We start from the raw sequence: 11,851 nt of genomic DNA on the forward strand, positions 1-11,851 counted from the left end.
TTTAATTGTGCTCGATAACTCGCGCTAAATCGGGCTCGTCATTGCGCAGTGTCATTACTTCAACACCATTATCAGTCACTAACAGAGTATGTTCCCATTGAGCACTTAAGCTACGATCTTTGGTTAATACGGTCCAACCGTCTTTCATTAACTTGGTATGACGTTTACCCGCGTTAACCATAGGTTCTATCGTAAAGCACATGCCAGCCTTAAGCTCTTCCCCGGTGCCGGCCTCGCCATAATGAACAATTTGAGGGTCTTCATGGAATACAGAACCAATGCCGTGACCGCAATATTCGCGAACAATGGAATAACCATGGCCTTCGGCGTGCTTTTGAATAACTTCGGCAAAATCGCCCAGTTTGATACCCGGCTTGACCATTTCAATCGCTTTATAAAGTGATTCCTGAGTCACTTTGATTAAACGCTCCGCCATAATTGAAGGTTTACCGACCACAAACATTTTGGAGGTGTCACCATGGTAACCGTCCAGTTTTACGGTGACATCAATGTTCATAATGTCGCCATCTTTAAGTGGTTTTGGACCAGGAATGCCGTGACAAACACAATGATTAACTGAAGTGCAAATTGACTTTGGAAAACCATGGTAATTTAACGGTGCGGGGTAAGCGTTATGATCGGTGATGTATTTGTAACAAATGTCGTCCAGTTCTTCAGTCGTTACTCCTGGCTTTACGTGTTCGCCGATCATTTCAAGCACACTGGCAGCAAGCTTACCCGCCGCGCGCATTTTTTCGATTTCTTCGGGTGTCTTTATTGAGATAGTCATTCTTTTCCTGTCTATGACTGCTGGGAAAGCCAACAGTTTAACAGCGACTCGTAAAATTCGCTATCTTTGAGGCAGACCAACAGTAGGGCTCTGAATAATGGTTAATTAACAAGCATTCATACGGCTGGCCTACAGCGGCCATCAGTCTAAGATAGTGACTCCCTCGGGGCTGAAACGGTATAGCTGTAAGGCTTCTGTGACCGCTTCGGGGTTAAAATCATGCTCTTGTTCTTCTGCCCGATGCGCGAGGTAATCCCGGCTTTGCCCAATATCCAGCTTAACAATACTTAGCGTTCCTGTTGCCAGCGCTACATGACCAAGTTTACTCATTGGGAAGACCATCTCGCCATCCTTAACCTTTATCGTTAAGGGCGTGCTGGTTGGCTCGGTAACCAGTTCCATCCAGCAACCCCGCTTTTTACACACTTTTTCTATCTTTCCTCTAATCGTTATCTTCTGGCTCAAATACTGTTGTGGATTTTCCATCAGTGTAGTGACATCAATCACATTTTGCTGTTTTGCCCCTGAGCCAAAAACCATCTGCGCAGCGACAGCCGATCTTGCTGTCAGAAACAGGCTTAACAATGTCAGTGCAATGAATAGAATAACCGTTAATTTCTGTGTCATATTATCTACCTTAAAAAAGTTAAAATCGTAACCTTATGATTTTCATGGTTTTGTCATAGAAAATAATGCATAACAAATTTTTGCATTTCACCTCTTAAATTGCTAGTCTCTTTTTCAATGTTAATAAAAATCATTCTCATTACTATAAATAAGGATAAGTTATGCCATCAGGAACCCGGCCCTCTGCCCTTTGTATTGCAATCATTACCGCATTCTCCGGCCACGCACAAGAGCACAAACCAGTACCCGATGAAATGGAAAAAATCGAAGTTATCGGGCACAAACTCAGTCTGGTTAATCAGGATATTGCCGCTTCTGTTTCTGTTCTTAGCGCCACCGAAATCGAACGCAATCAGGAAGCCGAGTTAACTAACCTGCTTAAAGAGCTACCGGGCGTGGAAATGAATGGCAGCGTGAGTCCGCTTTCCGGACAGCCCGCCATCAGAGGCCTTTATGGTGAGAGGATCCATGTATCAGTCGACAACGTAAAACGTAAAACTGAATCCGACGGTACCAACAACATTGCTACCATCAACAGTCTTGGCATTGACCCCGGCCAATTAAAATTTGTTCAGGTATTGCGAGGCGCTGATTCACTTACCGTTGGTTCCGGGGCAGTGGGTGGCAGTATTCGTCTAGTCACCAAAGATGCCGCAGATTATCTTTCCAAACAACCCGGCACAGGCGCAAGACTTTCATCCTCTTACCAATCCGCTACCGATGCCTTGGTTCTGGGGATTTCCGCATTTCAGCTCAGCGATTCGCTGGACAGCGTTTTCCATGCCAGTCAGGTTTCGTTCTCCGATGTTGATATCGTTGGTGATCGCGATGCCGATTCTGATGCAGTCGCGGGGATTAACAAACTGAAAAATGATTCAACGCGCAAGAACCTATCATTGAAGTCCACTTGGCAAGCTGCAACGGATCACCGTGTTAAAGGTAAAATTGACTGGAGCGATACCCGCTCTAATGATCAGCCCTACGGGCAACGCCAGGATCTGGCGCTCGCTTACCCTACGCTGAGCGAGAATTATCAAAATGATTATCTGGAAGCATCCGTAAATTATAGTTTCCGGCCAGACAACAACTGGATTGATCTGGATGTACAGTCGATGTACGCAAAAAAAACCAACCAAAAGAAAACCCGAGGTTATATCCCCATAGGAGATGGCCGAAAGAGTTTCGATGAAGACAGCAACTGGGACAGTCGACGTAAGGGCATTAGAATTGGCAATTTGTCTTATTTTACCGGTGTTATTGACCATAAACTGGCCATTGAGTTTGATTACGAGCGGGAAGATTTCATCCAGAACAAGATAGAGTTGAGCGGTGATACTCCTCAAGCGGGCACCTTTTATGGCGACAGCGATGCCACCAACCTGTCGGTTTCAGTCATTGACCAGGCTGAACTGTTCAATGATCGTTTATTGGTAACCCTTGGCGGTCGTTATGACAACTACAAACGCAATAACAATTATTTCGCTGACTACAGCGGTAACGACGACGGTGAATTTTCAAGTGAATTAGGGCTGACTTTCAGACTAACTGACTACTTAAATACCTATATAAAGCTAGCCGAAGCTTTTCGTGCACCATCGGTTCAGGAACTTTATAAAAAAGACGAGTGGCGCTGCCATATCGGCGGAAAAATCTGTTACCAGGAGCCACAACCCGATCTGAAACCGGAAACCTCGGACAATATTGAGCTGGGTTTCGGCCTCCATTGGGAAAATCTTAGTTATGCGGATTATTTCAGTACCAAAGTCATCTACTTTGATAACGAGATAGAAAATTATATCGATAACGTGCCTTTTATGTATTACATCGATAACGATGGTGTTAAACAACCGGGTTCTCCGGGGCCTGCTCCGGCAAATGGTGTTCCTGTTGCAACCCATCGTGATTACAGTGCTAAGAATATCAGCATACTGCAAAGCAAAGGCTTTGAAGCAGAGATCGACTACCGTTTTGGCGACCTTCATGCTTATATAGGCTATTCCGCCATTAATATGGATGTTTTCGGCGTACCCAACTTCTTCCTCGGCAAAGTTGAACAGCAGTGGCAGCCCTATACAGAAGCACCGGCAGACAAGCTCACCGTTAACCTCAACTATCAGGTGCACGATGAGTTAAACCTCGGTGCTCAACTGCTCTCGTACGCCAGCCAAAAGCGTTTGCCGGAACTATACCTTAACTCGGGCTACGGCACTGAGGATTACCAAGTGGTCAACCTCAACATGAGTTATACGCCATTATTGATTGAAGGCCTGACCTTGGTGGCCGGGTTGGATAACCTCACTGATGAGCGCTACCTGCGCGCACCTGCCAGCGAAGCCAGTGATCCGGCAGAGGTTGGGCGCAACGTTAAACTCAGCCTGCACTATCAATTCTGATAAATAATCCAAAAAGGTGCGTAATGGAGTATTCTGATTCTAGGTGGATAAATTTACATAATTAACTGCGACTTTTTTTGTCTAGTGCCGTTCAGTAAAAAGTTTTTAGCGTTCGGTTGACCGATCCGGCAGAGCCTTGAAAATCCATAGTCAGACCCTCTCACTATGGATTTTTTTATGTTCTAAATTAAGCATTAAAGGCTATTTAGAGTGATTTTCGGCCAATATCGCTACCCCCCCTCTAATTAGCTCATCCGGATTCAGGATAAAATTCATAAAGTCAGTCCATGAGTCGAGCTGATGTTACCGCATACTTCCTCTGAATAATTCCCACAGATAAGGGGGTTACTGTCGAACTTTTCCCAGCAAGACATGGGTAAGTCGGGCAGCATTAACCGTAAGAAGAAAATGGCTGCTATGGATGACGACTATCGTTTAGCCTTCTTGGGCTCTGGGATTAAAATGCGCTATCCGTGTCTAAGAGACAAGTTAAATGATGCTTTTTGTTGTATATGGCTTGGCTTTATGGTATAAAACGCACGCTTTTTTGGCCTTACTGCTATTCTATACTGAGAAGCAAAACGGCTAATTAAGTACACTATATATGTAAATTATAATCCACACATACATCGACACATAGGGCGGGGTGCTTGTCTAAGAACAAGTCGGCTTATGGGATGTATGGAGGCTTAACCCCCTAAAAAGGAAAATATTATGGCTAACGTGTCAATGCGTGACATGCTCAAAGCTGGTGCCCATTTCGGTCACCAAACTCGCTTCTGGAATCCAAAAATGAAACCTTACATTTTTGGAGCACGTAACAAAATTCATATCATTAATCTCGAAAAAACAGTACCTATGTTCAACGACGCGTTGAGCTACATGCAGCACATTGCTTCAAACAAAGGTAAAATTTTGTTTGTTGGTACTAAGCGTGCAGCGGCTGAAGCGGTTAAAGAAGCTGCTATCAACTGTGACCAGTACTACGTGAATCACCGTTGGTTAGGTGGTATGTTGACTAACTGGAAAACCGTTCGTCAATCAATCAAGCGTTTGAAAGACCTTGAAACCATGAGCCAGGACGGTACTTTCGAGAAACTGACTAAGAAAGAAGCCTTAGTTAACACTCGTGAAATGGAAAAACTGGAAAAAGGCCTGGGCGGTATTAAAAACATGGGCGGCTTACCGGATATTCTGTTTGTTATCGACGCTGATCACGAACACATCTCTATTAAGGAAGCAAATAACCTGGGCATTCCAGTTGTTTCTGTTGTGGATAGTAACTCTGATCCTGACGGTGTTGATTACATTGTCCCAGGTAACGATGACGCAATCCGTGCCGTTCAATTGTATTTAAACACTGCTGCTGAAGCGGTAAAAGAAGCACGCACAGCGCAAGTTGAAGCGAAAGACTCTGACGATTTCGTCGAAGCAACTGAATAATCGAGGAATAGAATCATGGCAATTACAGCAGCTCTGGTAAAAGAACTGCGCGAGCGCACAGGCGCTGGCATGATGGACTGCAAAAAAGCATTGCAGGAAGTTGACGGTGATATGGAAGCAGCAATTGACCTGATGCGCAAAAGCGGTCAGGCAAAAGCCGCTAAGAAGGCCGGTCGTGTGGCGGCTGAAGGGGTTATTCTGGTTAAGTCTCAAGGCAACCAGGCAACCTTGGTTGAACTGAACTGTGAAACAGACTTCGTTGCTCGTGATGATAGCTTTTTGGCTTTTGGCGATAAAGTGATTAACACCGCGTTTGCTAATAAAGAAAATGACAGTGAAGCGTTAAAAGCAACTGAAATCGATGGTCAGACGGTTGAGAAAACTCGTGAAGACTTAGTCGCTAAAATTGGTGAGAACATGAACGTACGTCGTGTTCAAACTCTTGAAGCCGGCGATGTTGTTGCAACTTACACGCACGGTGCTCGCATCGGTGTTGCCGTTGCAATTACTGGCGGCGATGAAGATCTGGCGCGTGACTTGTGTATGCATGTTGCAGCAAGCAACCCACAATTCCTTAAACCTGAAGATGTGGAAGCTGAAGTTGTAGAAAAAGAACGTGCAATCCAAGTTGATATCGCAATGCAGAGCGGTAAGCCAAAAGAGATCGCTGAGAAAATGGTTGAAGGCCGTATGCGTAAGTTTACCGGCGAAATCAGCCTGACGGGTCAGCCTTTCGTTAAAGACCCATCAATGACTGTCGGTGAGTTGCTGAAAAAAGCGGGTGCCGATGTTGTTACTTTCGTTCGCTTCGAAGTGGGTGAAGGTATTGAGCGTAAAGAAGAGGATTTTGCTTCTGAAGTTCAGGCACAAGTGGCGGCGGCGAGCAAAGGCTAATAGCGTGGTTCAGACCAGCCCCATGAAATAGAAAACGATAAACCGTGTCTTGAACGTTCAGGACGCGGTTTTTTTTAACCAAAGAAAAGAGTAGAGGCAATGATGAGCACTCATCCGAAACCCAGTTATCGACGCATATTGTTAAAGCTCAGTGGTGAAGCCCTAATGGGGGACGAGCCATTTGGTATTGACGCCAAAGTACTAGACCGTATGGCGCAGGAAATTAAAGAGTTGGTTGAACTTGGGGTTCAGGTAGGCTTAGTCATTGGTGGTGGTAATTTATTTCGCGGAGAAGGCTTAGCAAAAGCCGGCATGAATCGCGTTGTGGGCGACCACATGGGCATGTTAGCTACCGTAATGAACGGACTGGCTATGCGCGATGCTCTGCACCGTGCTTTTGTTAACGCACGTTTAATGTCAGCCATTGAATTGACCGGTGTCTGTGACAGTTATAACTGGGCAGAGGCCATCAGTTTGTTAAAATCAGGGCGGGTTGTGATATTTTCAGCCGGTACCGGTAACCCGTTTTTTACGACAGATTCTGCGGCATGCTTGCGTGGTATTGAAATTGAAGCGGAGATTGTACTTAAGGGAACGAAGGTTGACGGTGTCTATTCTGATGATCCCGATAATCATCCGGATGCGACTTTATATAGGCACATTAGCTACGATGATATACTGGAAAAACAGCTAAAAGTTATGGATTTAGCGGCATTTACTCTGGCGCGCGACCATGCTCTGCCAATTCGGGTGTTCAATATGAATAAACCCGGTGCGTTACGAGCCGTGATTATGGGCGAAGAAGAGGGTACACTCATTAGCAAAGATGCTGAGTAATTGCCGTTACTGAATAAAAGGGTATAAGACAGTGATAAGAGAAATTATAGAAGACGCTAAAGATCGCATGAAAAAAAGTGTTGAATCTTTACAGAGCCAAATGTCAAAAGTACGCACAGGTCGTGCTCATCCCAGTATACTGGATAGTGTTATGGTGAACTATTACGGTGCAGATACGCCACTGAATCAGTTGGCCAATATTACCACCGAAGATTCAAGAACTCTGGCTCTGACTGTATTTGATAAGTCAGCTTCAACGGCTGTAGAAAAAGCCATTATGAATTCGGACTTAGGATTAAATCCGACGTCAGCGGGTGCCGTTATCCGTATCCCGTTGCCTGCGCTGACCGAAGAGCGTCGTCGCGATTTAGTTAAAATTGTGCGCGCAGAAGCTGAAAATGGACGAATTGCGGTGCGTAATATTCGTCGTGACGCCAATGGTGATATCAAAGATTTGCTCAAAGAAAAAGAAATTACTGAAGATGAAGAGCATAACGCTGAAGATGAGATTCAAAAGCTGACCGATATATTCGTTAAGAAAATTGACGAAGCATTGAAAGCAAAAGAAGAAGATTTGATGGAGATTTAACCATCAAACTTTACCTACGTTGGTCTATGACGCCGTGTCAGGTATACTCGCACGGCGTTTTTTAATGTTTACGGCAGATTGAATGAAAGAATTACCGTCAATTGAGCAGTTAGTCCCCAAACATGTTGCCATTATAATGGATGGCAACGGGCGTTGGGCGAAACAGCGCGGTAAAATAAGAACCTCCGGGCATAAAGCGGGCGCTGAAGCTGTACGTAAAGCTGTGGCGTTTGCTCGTCGTAACGGTATAGAATCGCTGACTTTGTTCGCGTTCAGTAGTGAGAACTGGAAGCGTCCTGCCAAAGAAATATCAGTATTGATGGAATTATTTATGTCGGTACTGAAAAGCGAAATAAAAAAATTAGACGATAACCATATTTGTTTGCGCATTATTGGTGATAAAGGCGCTTTCTCAAAGCGTTTGCAAAGGCAAATGAATGAAGCAGAACAGCAAACGCGAAGTAACAGTGGCCTCAATCTGAATATTGCTGCGAATTACGGCGGACAGTGGGATATCACGCAAGCCAGTCGTAAGTTAGCTGAAAAAGTGAAAGCGAATGAAATAGATCCAGCAGAAATTACTGAACAGGCAATAGCCGGCGAATTAATGATGGCGGATCAGCCATTGCCGGATTTGCTCATCCGTACCGGAGGTGAACATCGCATCAGTAACTTTCTTTTATGGCAGCTGGCGTATGCAGAGCTGTATTTCACGTCGGTATTATGGCCCAACTTTGACGACACAGTTTTTGCCCGGGCGATTACTGATTTTGCGCAACGGGAACGCCGTTTTGGTTTAACAAGCGAACAATTAACCGTGCTAATGCAAGACATTGAAACTCGGATAGAGGAATAACACTTGCTAAAACAACGTATTATTACAGCACTATTGCTGGTTCCGGTGGCACTGTACGGTGTTTTTATGCTGCCTTTGTGGGGCTTTGCTCTTTTTATCCAGGGCGTATTAATGCTGGGGGCCTGGGAATGGTCACCTCTGATGGGCGTACGTCGTAAGGCGGCTCGTATCGCTTACACCTTGTTCGTTGGTGCCATTATTGGCGTGCTGTCGTGGTTGGCTCCTTACGAGCACTTATGGCAGGATGGTGAACTGTCTAAACTGATTTATTACACCATACTTGCTGGCGGTGTCTGGTGGGTTATAGCGCTGGCAATGATAGTCAATTATCCCTCCAGCCGGCGTATGTGGTCCCGCACCCGGGCTATTGTCGGGGTATTCGGTTTGTTGATTTTCATTCCCACCTGGGCGGCGTTAGTCACCGTGCGCTCTATTGATATTGATGAATCGCGCTTTTTCGGTGGCTGGGTCGTTCTTTTTATTTTACTGCTGGTGTGGGCGGCTGACGTCGGTGCTTATTTTGCCGGTGTGCGTTATGGACGCAATAAAATGATGCCGGCGGTAAGCCCGGGGAAAACCATGGAAGGCTTGTGTGGTGGTGTGACTTTAGCCTTTGTGGTGATGATGGTAGTTGCACATTGGACAAAAGTGCCGGCTGACCAGTTCACGGGTTATTATTTAACCGGGTTATTTACGGTTGTCGCGTCTGTATTTGGTGATTTAAACGAAAGCATGTTTAAGCGTAGCGCCGGTGTTAAGGACAGTGGTTCCATTTTACCGGGGCACGGCGGAATTCTTGACCGTATTGACAGTTTGACAGCGGCAATACCTATTTTTACTTTAGCTTACCTGGAGTTTTTGCATTAAACCTATGCGTCGAATTACGGTTTTGGGAGCAACGGGCTCCATTGGTCAAAACACCCTGGATGTTGTTTCACGGCACCCGGATGACTTTCAGGTTTTTGCTTTAACTGCCCATAGCCAGGTTAATGCCATGGCGCAACTTTGTTTGAAGCATAACCCGCAATACGCGGTTATGGGGTCACAAAGTGCCGCAGCAGAGCTTAAAGAACTTGTCGGTCAACGTATTTCAACTCAGGTTATTTATGGGGAGCAGGCGTTAGCCGAAGTGAGTTCCGCAAGCGAGGTAAATGTGGTGATGGCGGCTATAGTTGGTGCTGCCGGATTAGCACCAACACTCGCCGCTATTAATGCCGGTAAAGACGTATTGTTGGCAAATAAAGAAGCTCTGGTTATGAGTGGACAGTTGTTTATCGACCATGCCCAACGCTCCGGTGCCAAAATTATACCGGTAGACAGTGAACACAATGCGATTTTCCAGTGTTTGCCTCAGGCTGCGCAGCAGCAGGTAGGCACTATGGCGTTAAGTGAACATGGCATCCAGTATTTATTGTTAACGGGCTCGGGTGGACCGTTCCGGGACTTGCCCATTAATCAGTTAGTTGAACAAACACCGAACGCTGCATGTAAGCATCCAAACTGGTCCATGGGTCGAAAAATCTCCGTGGATTCAGCAACCATGTTAAATAAAGGGCTGGAATACATCGAAGCTCGCTGGTTATTTAATTGTTCACGCGACCAACTGAAAGTCGTGATTCATCCACAAAGTGTTATTCATTCAATGGTGCAATACACCGATGGTTCAGTGCTGGCGCAGATGGGAGAACCGGATATGCGCACACCTATTGCGCATACATTGGGCTATCCGGAGCGTCTGGACAGTGGTGTTGCGGGTTTAGATTTCACGCAAATAGCGCCATTGACTTTCAAACAGCCGGAGGCACCACGTTACCCCTGTTTGCAGTTGGCGATAGATGCCTGTTGGGAAGGGCAGTGGGCAACAACCTCATTAAACGCAGCGAACGAGGTGGCTGTTGCTGCATTTTTAAAAGAACAAGTTGGTTTTACTGATATCGCAAAAGTGTGTGATTCGGTATTGCAGTCAATACAAGCAAATGAGGCTGATAGCATTGAAACGCTAATCGCCATAGACAAACAAGCGCGTTTAACGGCCAGTAAATGGCTGCAGGAGTACGCAAAGTGATAGAGGCAATTTGGTATTTCTTTTCCTTCGTTGTAACTCTGGGTATTTTAGTCGCTTTTCACGAGTTCGGACATTTCTGGGTTGCACGTCGTTGCGGCGTAAAAGTGTTAACTTTTTCAGTTGGTTTTGGTCGGGCAATATGGAAGCGAAGAGGTAAAGACGGCACGGTTTATCAACTGGGTGTTATTCCTCTGGGCGGCTACGTAAGGATGCTGGATGAACGTATTGATGATGTCAGTGAAGCTGAGCGTGATGTTAGCTTTAATGCACAATCTGTTTATAAACGTTTTGCGACAGTGTCAGCTGGCCCGGTGGCCAACTTCGTGTTAGCCGTAGCGGTGTTATGGCTGATGTTTGGTCTTGGTGTACCCACAGTAAAACCGATTATCGGGGATATAAAAGAAGGCTCTGTCGCTGCTGAGGCAAAACTTAAAAGAGGCAGTGAAATTCTGTCTGTTGATAACGTCGAAGCATACGACTGGCAACAAGTGCAGTTGGGTCTAATGTCGGCCATTGGTAACGATGAAGCGGTGTTGACCCTTAGAACGCCGGACGGAGATGAAGTTAAACGAACGCTTAATTTAAGTGGCTGGCAGTTTGATCCGGAAACCGAGTCAACCTTTGGCAGTTTAGGTATCGCTGTTTATCAGCCGGCAGTGTACACCGAACTGAGTCAGATAGAAGCTGGCTCACCGGCGGATATTAGTGCTTTAAAAGAGGGCGATACAATTACCCGAATTGGAAGTGAAAGTGTCGGTAGCTGGACTGAAATACGTGAAATTGTTGCTCAATCGGCTGGACAGGCTGTTTTATTTACGGTTGAGAGAAACCAGACTGAGCAACAAATTTCTGTTCAAATCGGGGAACGGGAAAGCCCAAGTGGTGTCATAGGCTACCTTGGCGTGGTTCCGGTAACAGAGCCGTTGCCTGACGATTACGTTTTCAACCATCAATATGGTGTTGTCGGGAGCTTAGCGAAAGGTGCTGAAAAAACTTGGGAATTGATGGTTGTTAGCGTGAAAATGATAGGTAAACTGCTGGCCGGAGATGTCTCTGTAAAAAACCTGGCGGGACCTTTAAGTATCGCTGAAGGCGCTGGTGTCAGCGCCAGCAACGGGTTTGTTTATTTTTTAAGTTTTTTGGCGCTGTTGAGCGTCAATTTAGGGATAATTAATTTATTACCTTTACCGGTGTTAGACGGCGGTCACTTAATGTTTTATAGCATTGAGTGGGTGCGTGGTAAACCGGTATCCGAAAGAGTGCAAGACGTTTGCTATAGGATTGGTGGGGTGCTGGTATTCGCGTTGATGGCGTTAGCAATATCAAATGACATCGCCCGTTTCGCATTCTGAGTCAC

At 45.7% G+C, this 11,851-nt stretch carries 11 protein-coding genes; 9 read left to right on the forward strand and 2 right to left on the reverse strand.

Going from position 1 to position 11,851, the window contains the following annotated elements; all coding sequences use genetic code 11:
* Position 1: 1 nt before the first annotated feature.
* Both map and L8G48_RS10880 read right to left on the reverse strand, forming a co-directional pair.
* Positions 2 to 790, reverse strand: coding sequence for a type I methionyl aminopeptidase (map, locus tag L8G48_RS10875; RefSeq protein WP_248264630.1), 789 nt, complete (start codon positions 788 to 790; stop codon positions 2 to 4).
* 141 nt (positions 791 to 931) lie between these two features.
* Positions 932 to 1,417 (reverse strand): DUF4920 domain-containing protein, encoded by a 486-nt coding sequence (locus L8G48_RS10880; protein ID WP_248264631.1) that lies wholly within the window; start codon positions 1,415 to 1,417, stop codon positions 932 to 934.
* 161 nt (positions 1,418 to 1,578) lie between these two features.
* Between L8G48_RS10880 and L8G48_RS10885 the strand changes: the two genes are divergently transcribed.
* From L8G48_RS10885 to rseP, 9 genes are all read left to right on the forward strand, one after another.
* Positions 1,579 to 3,810, forward strand: coding sequence for a TonB-dependent receptor domain-containing protein (locus L8G48_RS10885; protein WP_248264632.1), 2,232 nt, complete (start codon positions 1,579 to 1,581; stop codon positions 3,808 to 3,810).
* A gap of 714 nt (positions 3,811 to 4,524) precedes the next feature.
* Entirely contained in the window at positions 4,525 to 5,253 is a 729-nt protein-coding gene (gene rpsB, locus L8G48_RS10890) for a 30S ribosomal protein S2 (protein WP_248264633.1), read from the forward strand.
* Positions 5,254 to 5,268: 15 nt separating this feature from the next.
* Positions 5,269 to 6,147 carry a translation elongation factor Ts gene (gene tsf / locus L8G48_RS10895; RefSeq protein ID WP_248264634.1) on the forward strand — a complete coding sequence of 293 codons (879 nt, stop codon included), beginning with the start codon at positions 5,269 to 5,271 and terminating at the stop codon, positions 6,145 to 6,147.
* A 102-nt stretch (positions 6,148 to 6,249) separates the two neighbouring features.
* The gene (gene pyrH / locus L8G48_RS10900) at positions 6,250 to 6,984 is read left to right on the forward strand and encodes a UMP kinase (RefSeq protein ID WP_248264685.1); all 735 of its coding nucleotides are present in this window, start codon (positions 6,250 to 6,252) and stop codon (positions 6,982 to 6,984) included.
* A gap of 31 nt (positions 6,985 to 7,015) precedes the next feature.
* Positions 7,016 to 7,573 (forward strand): ribosome recycling factor, encoded by a 558-nt coding sequence (frr, locus tag L8G48_RS10905; protein WP_248264635.1) that lies wholly within the window; start codon positions 7,016 to 7,018, stop codon positions 7,571 to 7,573.
* 82 nt (positions 7,574 to 7,655) lie between these two features.
* Complete coding sequence (gene uppS, locus L8G48_RS10910) at positions 7,656 to 8,429, forward strand: polyprenyl diphosphate synthase (RefSeq protein WP_248264636.1); 774 nt, start codon at positions 7,656 to 7,658, stop codon at positions 8,427 to 8,429.
* Positions 8,430 to 8,432: 3 nt separating this feature from the next.
* A complete protein-coding gene (locus L8G48_RS10915) occupies positions 8,433 to 9,296 on the forward strand; it encodes a phosphatidate cytidylyltransferase (protein ID WP_248264637.1) in 864 nt (287 codons plus the stop codon).
* Positions 9,297 to 9,300: 4 nt separating this feature from the next.
* The gene (gene ispC / locus L8G48_RS10920; protein WP_248264638.1) at positions 9,301 to 10,494 is read left to right on the forward strand and encodes a 1-deoxy-D-xylulose-5-phosphate reductoisomerase; all 1,194 of its coding nucleotides are present in this window, start codon (positions 9,301 to 9,303) and stop codon (positions 10,492 to 10,494) included.
* The gene (rseP, locus tag L8G48_RS10925; protein ID WP_248264639.1) at positions 10,491 to 11,846 is read left to right on the forward strand and encodes a sigma E protease regulator RseP; all 1,356 of its coding nucleotides are present in this window, start codon (positions 10,491 to 10,493) and stop codon (positions 11,844 to 11,846) included. Before ispC ends, rseP begins: the two co-directional genes overlap by 4 nt.
* Positions 11,847 to 11,851 lie beyond the last annotated feature (5 nt).

Source organism: Idiomarina aminovorans, from assembly GCF_023155095.1.
In the GTDB taxonomy this organism is placed as follows: domain Bacteria; phylum Pseudomonadota; class Gammaproteobacteria; order Enterobacterales; family Alteromonadaceae; genus Idiomarina; species Idiomarina aminovorans.